The sequence below is a fragment of the bacterium genome (genome assembly GCA_020444065.1).
GTDB lineage: Bacteria > Sumerlaeota > Sumerlaeia > SLMS01 > JAHLLQ01 > JAHLLQ01.
Map to the genome: position 1 here is coordinate 273,878 of JAHLLQ010000006.1, position 16,677 is coordinate 290,554.

Genomic DNA, 16,677 nt, shown 5'->3' on the forward strand with positions numbered 1-16,677 from the left:
CCTACCCCTTCGTCTCGGTCGCTGGTGCAGTGCTGCTCTCGAACGGAACGGCGTTTACTGGAGTACCTGGGCGAGCGCGAAGCGCACCTTCGACGATCACGCGATCGCCCACGGACAGTCCCGAATCGACGAGCCAACGATTGCCGACTGCGCGATCAATCACGATCGGGCGCTGCACGACAGTGCCATCCTCGCCCACCAGCAACACGTACGGGTCGCCACGACGGTCACGGGAAACGCCCTGCTGCGGCACCAGGATCGCCTTGTCCATCATTCCTTCTTCGACCACGGCGCGCACATACATGCCCGGCAGAAGGAGATTGTCGGGATTCGGAAACGTCATGCGGAAAATGAAAGAGCCTGTGCTGGGCTCCACGGTGACATCGGAGAACTTCAGCGTGCCGGCCGTGTTGTAGGGAGTCCCGTCCTCGAAGAGCAGTTCAACATCGGTCGCATCGGCCTCGCTGCTCTTGATGCGACCTGCCTGCATATTGCGAAGCAGTTGCAGCCGGCTGGCGTTCGATTGCGGAGCGTCGACGTATACCGGGTCGAGTTGCTGAATCGTCGCGAAAGCAATTCCTTGGTAGGCGGTGGCCATTGCACCCACCGTGACGTTGGACTTCCCGATCCAACCGAAAATCGGGGCCTTGATCTTCGTGTAGTTCAACTCGATTCGCGCGGCCTTCAGCGAGGCCTCTGCCTGCTTGATCGACGCCTCGGCCACTGCCAGTGCGCTGCGATCGCTTTCGATCTGCGCGCGCGCTGCTTCCAGCGCGGCCCTGGCCACATCGGAGTTCGTCACGGCTGCGTCGCGATCACTCGCTGAAACGGCTCCGTCGACAACAAGGTCCTCGGCGCGCTCTCGGTTCAGTTCTGCAAGTTCACTCGTCGCTTCCTGCTGCTTGACGTTCGCCTCGCTGGCTTCAAGCGCTGCGCGAGCCCGCTCGGCGGTCCGCTTGGCGACTTCCAGATTCGCTTCCGCGATATCGACGGATGCCTGAAACGGTGCCGGATCGATTTCGTAGAGCACCTCGCCGGCTTTGACCTGCGATCCTTCATTGAAGAGCCTCTTCTGCACAATTCCACTCACTTGAGGACGGACCTCGGCCACGAGGAAGGCCGAGGTCCGTGCCGGCAGTTCGGTGGTCAGCGTCAACGGCTCCGTCCCAATGACCACATAAGCGACCTGCGGCTTCGGCGCCGCCTGTGCAGCCGCCGGCGCCGCCTTCCCATCTTTGCCTTCCTCGGCCATCGCTCGGCCTGAGCCCACTTCGAGGATGACCATTCCCAGGGTCGCCACGATTGCTGCTGCCAGAAGTCGCTTTGCGATCGACCATCTCGATCCCGTCTTGCGTTCACGCGTCATTTGACCTGAACCGCCTTTCTGAAGTCCTTCTCCTGTTTGCGAAGCCTCGATTCCACTTCGCCCGCCCCGCATTAGCATACCGACCAGTCGGCACACTTTGACCGTCTGGATGGTACAGTAATGGCCCGCCCGTCAACGACTTTTTTTGCCCCGCGGTCCAAGTTGGCGCTGTGGGGGGCATCCGCCTGGCAAGGCGGCGGTGAGGGGCCTCTGCATCGAGAAACAGATTGCCCTGACTGAACATCTCATCGCATTATGGACTGTTGTCGCCAGGATCGGAGGGATTCGGGATGAGAAAGCGGCTGGGTCTTCTGCTTCTATTGTGTCTGATCTGTGTGAAGGGGGTCTGCGGCGATACTGTGCCTGCGGACAAGACGCCCCTGCTACCCGGAGGAATCGAGCTGCCCTTGATCTTTGTCCGTGCGCCGCGGGGTTCGGATGAAGGTACGGGCATCACACGTGACTTTTACATGGGCCAGTTCGAAATCACAAACGGCCAATGGCAAGCTCTCACTGGCTCCACACCGACCGGCGAATCTGGCGATCCGGAGTCACCGGACTTTCTGAAACCGGCCACCAACATGACGCAGGACGAGGCCGTGAACTTCGCGAAGACTCTCGGCGATTATCTGTGCGCTGAATACCCCGAGGACTTCGCCGGGGCGGCTCTACCGACGTCAGATCAGTGGAAGTATGCCTGCGCTGCCGGGACGAGAACCGAGTACTACTGGGGGGACGACCCGGACTACACCGCAATCGACGATTATGCCTGGTACAATGCGAATGCGAATGGCATGAAGCAGCCTGTTGGAGGCAAGCTCCCGAACGCCTGGGGTCTCTACGACACGAGTGGCAATGTCGCCGAATGGATAGATAATCGAGACTCCGGGTGTTGGTGGCCGGATCCTCCCTACAGACCCTACGGCTTGTGGGAGACTGCAATCTGGGTGCACGGCGGGAGCTGCGACAGCGGCCCCTGGGATTGTGCCAGCGATTCATTGGAGGTTCTCCAATGGACTGAGATTATCGAAGACTGCCCATATGCGGGCGATCAATCCGCGTGGTTTCTCATTCGTTCCGATTTTGTCGGATTGCGCGTCGTTGTCTTCCCTGCAGCCGAAGCACCAACTTCCAATCCCTATCCTATCCCTGTCGAATTCGAGTTCGCCAGGAACGGGGAAGGATGGAGAGCTTTCGGTTGGCCACCTTTTGATTCGCCGATCTTCGCCACTACGATTGGTTCACCTGGGACATTGGACATGACCGCAATACCCAGCACGGAACTGGTCGGTATCTGGCGATCGCCATCGCTGGAAGTCACCGAGGCTGGCGCATCGCTGAATATTGCAACCAACATCCCGTTGAGTATCGAGAAGGCTGAAGGACAGACTGTGTTCAGGGCCTCCTGTCGAATCACTTGCGATGAAGAAGATCCGGGTATCGTGCCGACGATCCGCATTCGCACCACGGCTGAGAATAGCCAGCAGTCCGATGTCCTTGTTATCGAATCGAATGCAGGCGGCGCATACTCGCCTGGGCCAAATGGAAGGCAATACGACTTGTACTTCTCTCCACCCGCCACGAGTTCTATCTTCTCCTTGCATTTTGACATGTTGAATTTCACGCCACGGGATTCCCAGACGGCAACGTTGCGGCTGGATCAAGTCTCGATCTCTCCGGTTCCGGATTATGCCTTCCTCCAATCAAGAGAGGAGAAGATATACGATTTTTCGGAAGGGACCAATGACTGGCAGTACTTCGGGATTCCAGAGGCCTTTGCTTCACCTGTCTTCTCATACGATCAAGCCGGCCAGCGGCTGGTAGCTTCTCCATCCGACGCGGATGAGTTTCAGTTTGGTTTTTGGGGATCGTCGCTTGAGTCTTCCAACAACGTAACAATCGAACCCCATCGAATGTACTACGGGATATTCACGGTAGGAAGCGACTTGGTGGACCCACAACTGGCACCCACGTTTAGACTGCGAATGAACGAGTCCCTGTTCCGAGCGTGCGCCTATACCGTGATCGCGCCAACCGGTCAGGCATTGAACACTCCGACTCTGGGAGTACCCCGAGATTACACTGTCTATTTCCCTCCAGACTTCGGCGTTGAGACAAGCTTGCTCTCATCATTTGACTTCCTGGCAGATCCCGAACATGCGCTCTTGGACCGGAACGGCTCTCTATTCCTGGAACGCGTCCAGATCCGCTCCGTTCCGACAGAAATCACGATGATGCTGCCCGGAAATGTGCCTCTCACATTCCTCCCCGTTCCGCCTGGCTTGTTCTTGATGGGATGTTATCCAGGAGAAGAAGCAGCCACCGCCTATGAGGTGCCTCAGCACTGGGTCGAGATTGGATACTCTTTCTACATGGCCAAGTTTGAGCTGACCAAAGGGCAGTGGGAAGCTGTCATGGGGACACAGCCCTGGGCTGAGGAAGCGACAAATGTACCCCACTACTCCGACCAACCTGCGAACTACATTTCATGGGATGATGCCCAGATGTATATTTCGACGCTAAACAGCTATCTCTATGCGTCAGGGCAGGGAGAATTCCAGGTGCGACTTCCCTCTGAAGCCGAGTGGGAATATGTCTGCAGGGCGGGGACAACGACACGCTACTATTGGGGGGATGATCCCAACTATGAGGACATCGATGAATATGCCTGGTACAACCTGAACAGTGGGGAGGACTACTCACATGCGGTCGGGCAAAAGCCCCCAAATCGATGGGGCTTCCATGATATGAGTGGCAGTATCCGCGAATGGTGTCAGGATGAAGGACATTTCAACTACAATGGAGCACCACCCACCGATGGCTCTGCTTGGGAGGATGGTTCGGGATATCCCGAAGGGCAAAGAGTTTTCCGTGGGGGAAGTTACAGCACAATGCGAAGTCAGTGCCGCTCTGCCTTCCGATATCCCTACTGCTGTCCGCCGGAAGCCAAACACAGAGAGTATGGATTCAGGTTAGTTGGATATTGGGATGTCGGGGGCGGAGGGCAATGATCCGACATGATGGATGCCGATTCGATTCTGGCCCGTTCGTTTTCTTCGCCCAAACCAAGGCCCAACGGGCCGGTAATTCCTCAGCCCAGGCCGTCAGGCCTGGGTCCCCGGACGGACCCACGTCCGCGGCCTGAAGGGTCGCGACGAAGCATCATGTGTCGCCCCTTCAGGGCTCGGAAAAACGGACGCGCCTCGAACCCAGCCCGATGGGCTCGGCTATGGGATGACGCGCCGTTGGCGCTCAGGCGTTCGACAGGAAATGCGGCAATCAATTTCAACAACACGCCGGGGCTACCCGCCTGGATTTCCGCTGGGGTAAGCCTCACAACGTGAATGCCATTTCCACCCATCCCCAGGCCCAAAGGGCCGGTAATTCCTTAGCCCAGGCCGCAGGCCTGGGTTCCCGGGACGGACCCAAGTCCGCGGCCTGAAGGGTCGCGACGAAGCATCATGTGTCGCCCCTTCAGGGCTCGGAAAAACGGACGCGCCTCGAACCCAGCCCGATGGGCTCGGCTATGGGATGACGCGCCGTTGGCGCTCAGGCGTTCGACAGGAAATGCGGCAATCAATTTCAACAACACGCCGGGGCTACCCGCCTGGATTTCCGCTGGGGTAAGCCTCACAACGTGAATGCCATTTCCACCCATCCCCAGGCCCAAAGGGCCGGTAATTCCTTAGCCCAGGCCGCAGGCCTGGGTTCCCGGGACGGACCCAAGTCCGCGGCCTGAAGGGTCGCGATGCAGGATCCTGTGTCGCCCTTTCAGGGCTCAAAAAAACGGACGCGCCTTAGCCCCAGCCCGATGGGCTGGGCTAAGGGATGACGCGCCGTTGGCGCTCAAGAATGTTCCGCCCATTCGTTTGAATCCAATTCCACCAACACCCCGTGCCCAACGAGGCAATGATTCCGTTGTCGCTCAGGCGTTCGATGCGCAATGCGGCAATCAATTTCAACAACACGCCGGGGCTACCCGCCAGGATTTCCGCTGGGGTAAGCCTCACGACGTGAATGCCATCTCCACCCATCCCCAGGCCCAAAGGGCCGGTAATTCCTTAGCCCAGGCCGCAGGCCTGGGTTCCCGGGACGGACCCAAGTCCGCGGCCTGAAGGGTCGCGATGCAGGATCCTGTGTCGCCCTTTCAGGGCTCAAAAAAACGGACGCGCCTTAGCCCCAGCCCGATGGGCTGGGCTAAGGGATGACGCGCCGTTGGCGCTCAAGAATGTTCCGCCCATTCGTTTGAATCCAATTCCACCAATACGCCGTGCCCAACGAGGCAATGAATCCGTTGGCATTCGTTGGCTGCAATCCAACTGCGCCAGCCGCCCCATACCTCCCACCTGGATTTCAAACTGTGGTGAGGCTTACAAGATGATTGCCATTTCCACCCGCGTGCAGGCCCAACGGGCCGGCAATTCCTCAGCCCAAGCCGCAGGCCTGGGTCCCCGGACGGACCCGCGTCCGCGGCCTGAAGGGCCGCGACCGCGCATCACCAGGGATATGATGGAAATGCACGAGGGTGCTTGCTGCAAATGCGACGCACTTCGGGCTGGGCAACCGTGACAATGGGGAGCACGACGACGTAACCCGCCTACTTTCAACCACATGCATTCAGGCGCTCCTTCTGCGAAGTCGCGGAATGCGCATTGCCTTCTATAACGTGCGGTTGGAGGCAAACGCGCTGCATGAAGCCGGGTCGACAAATTCAGCGGAATCCCAAGCGATGAGCCTGGTGCGCGTTTCTTGCGTTCGTTCTAGTCCGGCTTGATTTGGGTGGTTACGGGGTAGGATCTCCATCACATCGCTGAGGATCGTGATCGGTGATCTGCCCCGATGCATACCAGAGCACAAGAGGATGAGATTCGACAAAATGGGGACACACGATAGAATGAACGAACGGGCTTTCATGTGCCATGCAAGGGGCGCCGTCCTGCTTCTTCCATTCCTGGTCGTTCTTGCCTTCCTGAGTTCCCCCGTGCGGGCTCAGGAGATGAAGACGTTGTATACTTGCGGGATGCACCCGGAGGTCATCTCGGATGAACCGGGCATGTGTCCGAAGTGCGATATGAAGCTGACGCCGATGGATAAGGACCGGGCGCGGATGATTCTAGCGGCTCGCGGGGAGATTGTCCCGGAGGATGACGGCGGCGGCAGAGAGCGCGAGATTCTCTATTGGCGCGCGCCGATGGATCCCACCTACATCCGGAACGAGCCGGGCAAGAGCCCGATGGGCATGGACCTGGTCCCGGTCTATGCAGACGACGTGGCAGGCGGCCCCACCATCCGCATCGATCCGGTAACGGAGCAGAACATGGGCGTGCGCTACGATGTCGTTCGGCGCGGGCCTTTGGACAAGAGCGTGCGCACGGTTGGCACCATCGCCTACGATGAGCAGAGCATCGGCACCGTCACGACGAAGATCGACGGGTGGGCCGAGAAGGTGTATGTGGACTCGACCGGCACCCAGGTTCACGAGGGCGAGAAGCTGTTCGATTTGTATTCGCCGGAGCTCTACAGCGCCCAGGAGGAGTACCTGGTGGCGCTGCGAAATCTGGAAACGGCCGAGGCGAACGATTCGGAGCGCACCGCCGAACTGGCGCGCTCTCGTTCGCGCTCGGCGCGCGAGCGGCTGCTCTTCTTCGACATCGGAGAGGATCAGATCGATGCCCTGCGCAAAGAGAAGCGGCTTCAGAAGACGCTGCCTATCAACGCGCGCCTGACGGGGATTGTGACGAAGAAGAACGTCCAGGAGGGCGACCACCTGAAAGCCGGCCAGCCGGCCTATACGATCGCGGACCTGTCGACGGTCTGGGTCATGGGCAAGGTTTACGAGTCGGATCTGCCGTACGTGAAGCTGGGCCAGGAGGCGGAGATGCGCCTCGATTACTTACCCGGCCGCACGTACCACGGCCGCGTGACGTACATTTACCCTTACCTCGAGGAAGGCACGCGCGAAATCCCCGTGCGCATGGAGTTCCACAACCCCGGCTATGTGTTGAAGCCCGGAATGTACGCGACGATTGAACTGAAGGCCGATCTGGGCGAGGCCGTCCTCGTGCCATCCATGGCCGTTATCAAGACCGGCGAGCGCGAAGTTGCCTTTGTCTCGCGCGAGGCCGGCAAGTTCGAGCCGCGCGAAGTGCAAACGGGATTACGCAATGCCACCGATGAGTTGCAGGTTCTGAGCGGCCTGGCCCCCGGAGAGAAAGTGGTCGTCAGCGGCCAGTTCCTGCTCGATTCGGAGAGCCGGCTGCGAGAGGCGACGCTGAAGATGCTGAGCCCGGGCATGAAGAACACTTCCGAGATCATGGAGCATGATCCGGATGCTCACGAAGAAATGGACATGGGGGACGGAGCCGCCGGGGGCGAGACAAAGTGGGTCTGCCCGATGCCGAGTCACGCGGGAATTTACTACGACGAGTCGGGGGATTGCCCGCTTTGCGGGATGATGCTGGTCCCGGTTGATCATGACCAGGATATCGGTTCTGCGATCGACCACTACACTTGCCCGATGCCGCAGCACTACCACATCAACGAAGACAGCCCGGGGAAGTGTCCCGAGTGCGGCATGACGCTGATCCCTGTCACCAAAGCGGAACTGGAGCGATTCGCCGTCGCGAAGGACGATGCGCCGCCGAATCTCTATACGTGCCCGATGCCAAGCCATGCTCACGTCGTGAGCGAAGAAGCAGGCAAATGCCCTGAGTGCGGAATGAAGTTGGTGCCGACGGAAAGCGTTCCCCACGGCCGCGATGCGGAGTTGAAGTGGGAGCAAGATCAGGCTGAAGCCCGAGGCGAAACGGTGCTCTACGTCTGCCCGATGGAATCGCACAAACACATCGTCTCCGATGAACCCGGCCGTTGCCCGGACTGCAATATGAAGCTCGTTCCGACGAGCGAGGTCGACTTTGGTGCGGAATCCGAACGTATCTGGCATGAGGAGCACGGGGGCTAAGTCATGATTCGGAGAATCATTGAGTTCTCGCTCGACAACAAGTTTGTCATCTTTCTGGTGATGGCGGCCATTCTGGCGGGAGGGATTTACTCGACGAAGAATATCCGCCTGGATGCGATTCCCGATCTGTCCGACGTGCAGGTGATTATCTATACGGAATACCCGGGGCAGGCGCCCCGGATCGTCGAGGATCAGATTACTTACCCGATCACGACGAAGATGCTCTCGGTCCCTTATGCGAAGGTCGTCCGCGGGTACTCGTTCTACAATTCTTCGTTCGTGTACGTGATCTTCGAAGATGGGACTGACATGTACTGGGCGCGCAGTCGCGTGCTGGAGTACCTGTCGCAGTTGCAGAGCCAGATGCCCGAGGGCGTAACGCCACAGTTGGGCCCGGATGCCACGGGCGTCGGATGGGCATATCAGTATACGCTAACGAGCAATAAGCGCGACTTGGCGCAGCTTCGTTCAATCCAGGATTGGTTCCTCAAGTACGAACTCACCGGCGTGCAAGGAGTGAGCGAAGTCGCCAGCGTCGGCGGATTTGTGCGCCAGTACCAGGTGACCGTCGACCCCGAGAAGATGCGCGGCTACGGCATACCGATTACAAAGATCCGGAGCGCCATTCAGCGAAGCAACAACGAGGTGGGCGGTCGCACAATCGAGATGGCCGAGACCGAGTACATGCTGCGCGGGCTGGGTTATCTCGGGCACATGACCGAGAAGGAGCGACGCGAGGCTTCAGAGGCCGGTATCTCAATCGATATTGCTCGCAGCCAGAAGACAATCGACGAGTTGAACGAGATCGCCGTGGGGGTACGGGACGACGGGACGCCGATTCTGCTCCGTGATGTTGCACGCGTGACGACTGGTCCTGAGATGCGCCGCGGCATTATGGAGTGGAACGGCGAAGGCGAAGCCGTCGGCGGGATCGTAGTCGTGCGCTACGGCGCGGATACGCTCGATACCATCGCGCGCGTGAAAGACAAACTGGCGGAGTTGGAGAAGTCCCTGCCGGATGACGTGGAAGTGCACGTCGGCTATGACCGCACAACACTCATCGAGCACTCCATAGACACGCTGCGCCATACATTATTTGAAGAATCGCTGATCGTCTCTCTCATCATCGCCCTCTTCCTGCTGCATTTCCGAAGTGCCCTTGTGCCGATTCTGACCTTGCCGCTCGCGGTACTGGTCAGTTTCATCATCATGTACTTCCAGGGCCTCGGCGCGAACATCATGAGCCTTGGCGGAATCGCGATCGCCATCGGCGCCATGGTCGATGCGTCGATCATCATTGTCGAAAACGTTCACAAGCACTACGAGGCTGAGCGGGGCAAGCGGCCCCACTGGGAGATTGTGAAGGAAGCGTGCGTGGAGGTGGGGCCAACGCTCTTCTACGCGCTGCTGATCATCACGGTCAGTTTCCTGCCCATCTTCGCGCTCGAAGCTCAAGAAGGCCGGCTATTCAAACCGTTGGCCTTTACGAAGACGTATGCGATGGGAGCGTCGGCCCTGCTGGCGATCACCGTATCGCCCGTCCTCGCGGGCTTCTTCATCCGTCGTGCGTTGCTGCCTGAGACATGGTCGAGGCTGCGCAAGAGGATGACGATTATTCTGTCCCCCATCTTGTCGGCTCTGCTGATCTTCTTTGTCACACGGCGCTTCGGCGGTGAACATGAAGCCTTCATGTGGGGGCTGGATCTTTGGACGTGGATGTCGATTCTGGTTGGGGTGATTGTTCTGCTGGCGCTAATTCCGCAGGCACTTCAGCCGGAAGAGAAGAACCCCATCAGCCGCGGCCTGATTGCCGTCTATCGCCCGATCCTGGTCGGAATGCTGAGGCACCGGAAGACTTGCTGGATTGTGATTTTCGTGGCGATCGGAATCATGTCCTCGGCAATCTATCCGTACAAGAAACTCGGCAGCGAATTCATGCCTCCGCTCTACGAGGGCAATCTGCTCTATATGCCCACGACGTTGCCAGGGATCAGTGTCACAAAGGCTCGTGAGCTCCTGCAGCAAACCGACAAGATCATCCAATCCTTTCCCGAGGTCGAATCCACCTACGGCAAGATCGGTCGCGCGGAAACGGCCACCGATCCTGCGCCCATGACGATGATCGAAACGACGATTCGCCTGAAGCCGGAGAAAGAATGGCCGGACGTCGACGTCCGAGACGATCAGGGTGAGATGATTGCACACCGCAAACGCACGCCGGACGAGTTGATCAGTGCGCTCAACCGCGAAATCAAGTTCCCCGGCCTAACCAATGCCTGGACGATGCCGATCAAGACGCGCATCGATATGCTCTCGACAGGGATCAAGACGCCCGTCGGGATCAAGATCGGCGGACCGGATCTGCGCACGTTGGAGCGCATCGGCGAGCAGGTCGAGGCTGTCGTGCGCAAAGTGCCGAACACGATGAGCGTCTACAGCGAACGCGTCATGGGCGGGCGTTACGTCAACTTTCTGCCTGATCGCCAAGCGATTCAGCGCTATGGCCTGACGGTTGGCGACGTGCAGGATGTCTTCATGTCGGCCATCGGAGGAATGAATATCAGCACGACGGTGGAGGGACTTGAGCGCTACCCCATCAACCTCCGCTATCCCCGAGAGTTACGCGACAACGTCGATAGTCTGCGTTCTGTTCTCGTTCCCACGCCCCAGGGGTACCAGGTGCCCCTCGGCGATCTGGGAACGTTCTCCATCGAAGACGGTGCGCCTGGTATCAAGAGTGAACAGAGTCGTCCCAACGCGTGGGTCTATGTCGACATCCAGAACATCGACGTGGGGACCTATGTCCAGCACGCGCAAGCGGCCGTCGATGAAGCGGTGGCCAGCGGGCAAATCGACCTGCCGCAGGGATACTCCATCGGATGGTCTGGACAGTACGAGTATATGCTGCGTGCGAAGGCGAAACTGATGATTGTTGTGCCGGTGACGTTGATCGTCATCATCTTGATCATCTTCCTCAGCACTCGCAGCTTGATCAAGACAGCTATCGTCATGCTGGCCGTTCCCTTCAGTCTGGTCGGCGCGTTCTGGTTACTGTATTGGCTCGACTACAACATGTCTGTCGCTGTCTGGGTTGGTATGATCGCTTTAGCGGGGCTGGATGCAGAGACGGGCCAGGTTATGCTCTTGTATCTGGAAGTTGCCTTCGAGAAAGCGAAGAAGGCCGGCAAGCTGATCGATCTGGCCGCGCTTCGGGAAGCCGTTTACGAAGGCGCGGCCGCGCGTGTGCGCCCAAAAGCAATGACGGTGGGGTCGACATTACTGGGCCTGATGCCAATCATGTGGGCAACTGGCAGCGGAGCGGACACAATGAAGCGCATTGCTGTTCCGATGATCGGCGGCGTGTTGACCAGTTTCGCGATGGAACTGCTCATCTACCCGGTCATCTACTACCTGTGGAAGGGGCGCGAAGTGAAGCGCCTGGAAGGACAGGGGGCGGAACCGGAAGGAGGCACAGCATGAGGATGAGGAAGGCACGACGCGCTCGCTACACACTGTTGGGCACTCTTGTGCTCGGAGCAGTCCTGCTCACAGCATGTGCACCGACGGATATTGGCAAGTGGGACGATCCGGCGACGCTGCGAGCAGAATACCAGCCGGCACTGGAGTCCGAAACGGCCGAGATTTTGGAAGATGGGCCAGCGCTGGCAGAGGCAATCCGCCTTTGCGCTGAGCGCAATCCTCGAGTTGAAGCGGCTCGACAGCGCTGGCTGGCGGCGATCTACAAGGCACCCCAGGCGCGATCTCTTCCCGACCCACGACTGCAATACGGCTATCAGTTCAAGAGTGTCGAGACTCGCGTCGGCCCGCAGCAGTGGAACGCGGGCTTGACCCAGACGATTCCCTGGTGGCGAAAGCTGTGGGCCAGTGGGGAGAAGGCAGAACTGCAGGCCGCCATTGCGCGACTGCAGTATGAGGCGACCCAGCGCGATCTGATCGTTGAAGTGAAGGACGCGTACTACGAGCTCTACTACCTCGACAATGCGACGCAGATCACAGAGAAGATCGAGGAGACTCTTCGCACGCAGGGACTTGTGGCGTACACGGAACTCGATTCCGGGCGTACACAGTTGGGCGAAGCCTTTCGTGCGGAAAGCCAGGCGGCACAGTTGGCGTATGATCTGATCCTTCTCCGCGAGCAACGGGCGGCTCAGGCCGAACGTTTGCGATCGCTTCTGAACCTGCCTCCAGGGACGGAGATTGGCACGATCAAGAGCGCCCCAGTCTATGAGGTGACGGATGACCTGGAGGAGCTCCAGGAACGGGCCGAGGCCTATCGCGAAGTTCTTGCTATTCGAGGTCTCGAGGTTCAGCAGGCTCAGTACACCACGTACCTTGCAAAGCTCTCGCGCATCCCAGACGTGGGGCTCGGATTCAATCTGATCAATACAGAACCCGCGCGAATGGCCGGCGTCGCAGACAGTGGAAAGGACCCCTTCATCGGACTTCTGAACATGAATCTCCCAATCTGGGAAAACCGCACGCGCTCCCTGATCAAAGAGAAGGAGGCAATGGAGGAGGCGATGCGCCTGGATGCGATGGATGAACTGAATGAGGCGCGCCGAGCCGTGGCGAAGACTTTCTTTGCCGTGCAACTGACCGATCGCCTCGCGACGTTGTATCGCGATACCCTTCTGCCCCAAGCGGAATCCGTGATGGGCCAAGCCGAACTGGACTTCCGTGTGGATGCTGCCTCCTACTCATCGGTCCTCGAAACCACTCTCGCGTACCACAACTTCCTGCTCGCCTATCACCGCGCAATTGCCGATCACGGACAGGCCATCGGACGCCTGGAGAAGGCTGTTGGTTCCACCGCCGAAGCGCGAATGGAATCCAGCGAGGAGGTGGCCGAGTGAAACGCGCAAAGGAGAAATGGCCGCAGGTCAGATTGTTCGCCACGGCTATCCTGATCCTGGTCGTCCTGGCCGGGTGTGCTTCGGGAACAAGAAAAGCGCTGGACGATTACTTTAAAGCCGAACCGCTGCCGTACTACGAGAAGTCGATTGGGCTGGCAGAAGAGTCGCCCGGCGAGGATATGGGGACGGAGTCTCCTGCCATGGCAGAGATTCGAGCAGAGGTTGCCCCTGACGACAAGTTCCTGGAGATCGCTGCCAGTTTCTTCGACACTTCCAGCGAGGAGTTGCAGGGCGCGTTCGATGACCTCAAGAGCGACGAACAGCTTGATGAAACACTGGGCGCACAGTTGGAACTGAACGAATTCCTCTATGCCTTAGCCATTCACAACCCCTCCGTGAAATCCGCGCGACATCGTTGGAAAGCAACGCTGAAGCAATACTCTCAAGCGGAGTTTCTGGAGACGCTTGTCTCCGAATACCGCACATTCACGCGCTATTTGGATGTCCAGACCGGAAAGCCGATGAACAAGGCCATGGCGCAGCAACAGTACCCGTTCCCCAGCACCATCAGTCTAAAGGGTGAACTGGTGCGAGAGCAAGTTCGCCTCGCCGAGATCGAATGGCAGAAGTCCCTTCGCGATGCAGTTGTCGAGGCAGGCAAGGATTACTTCGATTACCAGTACCTTGTCCGCGCCGAAGCCTCGACCCGTGAGAACCTCATGTTGGTGCAGGGACTTGTCGACGTCGTCGAGCGTCGTTACGGCGCAGGAGAATCTTCGCAGCCCGATCTGCTGAGAGTTCAAACGGAACTGGAGCGCCAGCGCACCATGCTTGAAGACTTGCGATCGAAACAGAAAGCCGTGCGCGCCCGAATCAACGCAGCGCTCGATCGCGCTCCAGACGCGAATCTGGGCGGGCCTGCCGGGACAGACCTGCCGGAAGTCACCGATGATGTGAAGGCGCTGATGGAAGAGGCCTTGGCCCATCGGCAGGAGGTGCGCATGCAGCGGGCGAAGGTCAATCGGATTGGGATCGCTATCCGGCTCGGTGAAGTCATGAACCGTCCACTGTTCAGTCAGGGCTATAGCACGTTTGAACGCGGCATGAAGCCGGAAGCCTCCGAAGACGAATCACGCGTGTCCTACGGCCTGATGAGTAAATCTGGCGATCGACCCGACTATGCCCGCGCCGAAGCCTATCTCGCGGAAATGCGAGAGCGCCACGCCGCGACGAAAGCCGACCTGGATCAGGTCCGCGCACGAACAAAGGCCCTGGCCCAGACCGTGTTCGAACAAGCCATGATCGCGCAACGCCAGGTGGATCTCATCGATCAGGTCGTTTTGCCGCAGAGCCAATCTGCCTACGAAACAACGCTGAGTGCATACACATCGGACCGAATGTCGTTCATCGATCTTCTGGACGCCGAACGAGCGCTCATCCGTGCGCGACTGGAAGAACACGCGAGCCGACGAGATCTCAATCAGGCATTGCTCGAACTGGCGAGAACTCGTGGCCTCTTCTCTCTTCCGCCCCAGTCCGCACAGGAAGATGGCCCTCCAGAGCATTAGTGTGCGTCAAGGCAGACATCTGCCGGGGAATTCCGCAGTTCCAATGTGAAGAAAGAATGGATGGACGCTGCTTGCGATCCGAAGGGAGCCTCAGGAGTATTCGCGGGAGGGATTTCAGAAAATGCGATGATCGAAATCTTGTGATTCGCTCAGAACCCACTTTCGAATCTGGCTTGGGGTCCCTGGGAGCAGCTTGAATGGCCGGACAACACCTGGAAAAACAGCGACGCTACTGTCTAGACTTTCTGGCATTGGCACTGGCTCCATGGACGATCCTGCTCCAAGGGCATCAATTTGGACTGGGAAATCACTATCCGACACTCGTCTTCATGCGTCGATACTTGAACGCGGAATACCTGTCGGGCGATTGGATGCTTTCAACACCAGCCATCCACCCACTGTGGACCCATCTCCTGGCGAATCTGTCTCAGTTCACAGGAGAAAGCGGTGCTCTCCTGATCGCTCATCTGGTGACCCGGGTTCTGCTTCTGATGGGAATCTGGAGGCTCGTGTTTGCCCTGGTTCTCCGTGCCGGCATTATTGCGGGCGGTGTCGCAATGGCTCTCGCGATCTTTGAACCGAGATTGCATGTCGGTTCGCACTACCTGCAGGGAGGCCATTGGGAGGCAGCGTTCCTTGGCATGGCGTTTGGCGTTTGGATTCTTGCCCAGGGAATCCACTTCTGGGCTGATGGAAAGCACGCCGTGCCACTGGCAATTGCCGGGGGACTCGGAGTGCTCTCGCATCTCTTCATCAATCTCCCTCTGATCATCCTCGTGTGCATTGGGGCCATCCTGGTTCGGAAGGACTGGAGAAGCCCTTCATTGGTCCTGGCTGCCGCGCTCTTGATCAGCATTCCGTCATGGGGACCTGCAGCTATGGCATTCCTGTTCCCCGCCGCTTCTCCTCTGAGTTCGCAGGAAGTCATTCAGATTCTGCAGTTCCGGCATCCCCATCACCATCAACCGTGGACCTGGCCCGTTCTCGACTTCGTATCTGCTCTATTCCTGATCGGGGGTGGTCTCTTTGTCGCCTGGCGATACACAACCCGAGATTCCGCAGCCAATCGGATGTTTCTTCCGATGGTGTTCCTGGGTTGTTACGTGATTGCCTGTGCTGCATTCTGGATTGCCGGTCGATTCCAAGTACTTGCCGTCATCGCCTATTTCCAGCCCTTTCGTCTGACCTCTCTGTTCTTCGCATTCGTTGTCGCCGGTGCAGGCCTTGCCGTGGAAAGCGCGCTGCGTCGGTATCCACTGCCACTCGTGATTCTCACTTCGGTTGTCGCTGCCGGGGTCTGCCGCTTCGCTGGTCCAATCGGGCCGATATTATCAGTCCTCATCCTTGTCTATTTCGCCATTCAATTGACGCGGCAACAACCTGGCGAGCAGCCTGGAATCTTGCACACGAATCGTCTGCTCGCGATTTCGGCGATCGTCTTGGTGCTGGGATTTGCCGGTGTCCTTACCCTCGAGTGGATCCCCGCGGCGAGAGCGATTCCAAATCGCTTCAGATCAACTCATTGGCTGACGGAGACCAAACCGCTTTCGGCAGGTCGTCAGGATCTCGCAAACTGGATCCGGGAGAATACAGAACCGGGGTCTTTGTTTGCGATTCCCCCTGACATGGGCTATTTCCGTCTGTGGGAAGAACGGCCCGTGATAGTCGACATGAAAGTCGTTCCGTATGAAAACAGCGATCTGGCAGAGTGGGCAGAGAGACTTCGGGAGGTGGGTGCTGGGGATCCGTTCAGCAGCCTGATCCCCCCCTCTGAAGACCCGTCATTGGAGGAACTGATGTCGGCGGCTCGTACCTATGAGGCAGATTTTGTTGTTCTCCGATCGGGAAACCACAACGGAGATCATGCCTTCACGAATTCGCAATACACAATTCTCAGAGTCCCGTAGA

8 protein-coding genes are annotated in these 16,677 nt (G+C 58.5%); 6 read left to right on the plus strand and 2 right to left on the minus strand.

Translation table 11 applies throughout. From position 1 onward, the window contains the following. Position 1: 1 nt before the first annotated feature. Entirely contained in the window at positions 2–1,366 is a 1,365-nt protein-coding gene (locus tag KQI84_15385; GenBank protein MCB2156258.1) for an efflux RND transporter periplasmic adaptor subunit, read from the minus strand. 290 nt (positions 1,367–1,656) lie between these two features. Between KQI84_15385 and KQI84_15390 the strand changes: the two genes are divergently transcribed. After that, positions 1,657–4,377, plus strand: coding sequence for a formylglycine-generating enzyme family protein (locus tag KQI84_15390; GenBank protein MCB2156259.1), 2,721 nt, complete (start codon positions 1,657–1,659; stop codon positions 4,375–4,377). An 810-nt stretch (positions 4,378–5,187) separates the two neighbouring features. Here the strand turns inward: KQI84_15390 and KQI84_15395 are convergent. Then, a complete protein-coding gene (locus KQI84_15395; GenBank protein MCB2156260.1) occupies positions 5,188–5,376 on the minus strand; it encodes a hypothetical protein in 189 nt (62 codons plus the stop codon). 884 nt (positions 5,377–6,260) lie between these two features. Between KQI84_15395 and KQI84_15400 the strand changes: the two genes are divergently transcribed. From KQI84_15400 to KQI84_15420, 5 genes are all read left to right on the plus strand, one after another. Next, positions 6,261–8,327: an efflux RND transporter periplasmic adaptor subunit gene (locus KQI84_15400; GenBank protein ID MCB2156261.1), complete on the plus strand. Its 2,067-nt coding sequence runs from the start codon at positions 6,261–6,263 to the stop codon at positions 8,325–8,327. 3 nt (positions 8,328–8,330) lie between these two features. Then, the gene (locus KQI84_15405) at positions 8,331–11,807 is read left to right on the plus strand and encodes an efflux RND transporter permease subunit (protein MCB2156262.1); all 3,477 of its coding nucleotides are present in this window, start codon (positions 8,331–8,333) and stop codon (positions 11,805–11,807) included. Continuing rightward, a complete protein-coding gene (locus KQI84_15410; protein MCB2156263.1) occupies positions 11,804–13,201 on the plus strand; it encodes a TolC family protein in 1,398 nt (465 codons plus the stop codon). The genes KQI84_15405 and KQI84_15410 overlap by 4 nt, the downstream gene beginning before the upstream one ends. Then, positions 13,198–14,769, plus strand: a complete 1,572-nt coding sequence (locus KQI84_15415; protein MCB2156264.1) for a TolC family protein — start codon at positions 13,198–13,200, stop codon at positions 14,767–14,769. Before KQI84_15410 ends, KQI84_15415 begins: the two co-directional genes overlap by 4 nt. A gap of 197 nt (positions 14,770–14,966) precedes the next feature. Beyond that, positions 14,967–16,676 (plus strand): hypothetical protein, encoded by a 1,710-nt coding sequence (locus tag KQI84_15420; protein ID MCB2156265.1) that lies wholly within the window; start codon positions 14,967–14,969, stop codon positions 16,674–16,676. The last annotated feature ends 1 nt before the right edge of the window (position 16,677 follow it).

What these genes read in the sequence shown, in the direction of transcription:
- KQI84_15405 (MCB2156262.1), top strand. Translation starts at nt 8,331, where the DNA reads ATGATTCGGAGAATCATTGAGTTCTCGCTCGACAACAAGTTTGTCATC.
- KQI84_15400 (MCB2156261.1), top strand. Translation starts at nt 6,261, where the DNA reads ATGAACGAACGGGCTTTCATGTGCCATGCAAGGGGCGCCGTCCTGCTT.
- KQI84_15420 (MCB2156265.1), top strand. Translation starts at nt 14,967, where the DNA reads ATGGCCGGACAACACCTGGAAAAACAGCGACGCTACTGTCTAGACTTT.
- KQI84_15385 (MCB2156258.1), bottom strand. Translation starts at nt 1,366, where the DNA reads ATGACGCGTGAACGCAAGACGGGATCGAGATGGTCGATCGCAAAGCGA.
- KQI84_15390 (MCB2156259.1), top strand. Translation starts at nt 1,657, where the DNA reads ATGAGAAAGCGGCTGGGTCTTCTGCTTCTATTGTGTCTGATCTGTGTG.
- KQI84_15410 (MCB2156263.1), top strand. Translation starts at nt 11,804, where the DNA reads ATGAGGATGAGGAAGGCACGACGCGCTCGCTACACACTGTTGGGCACT.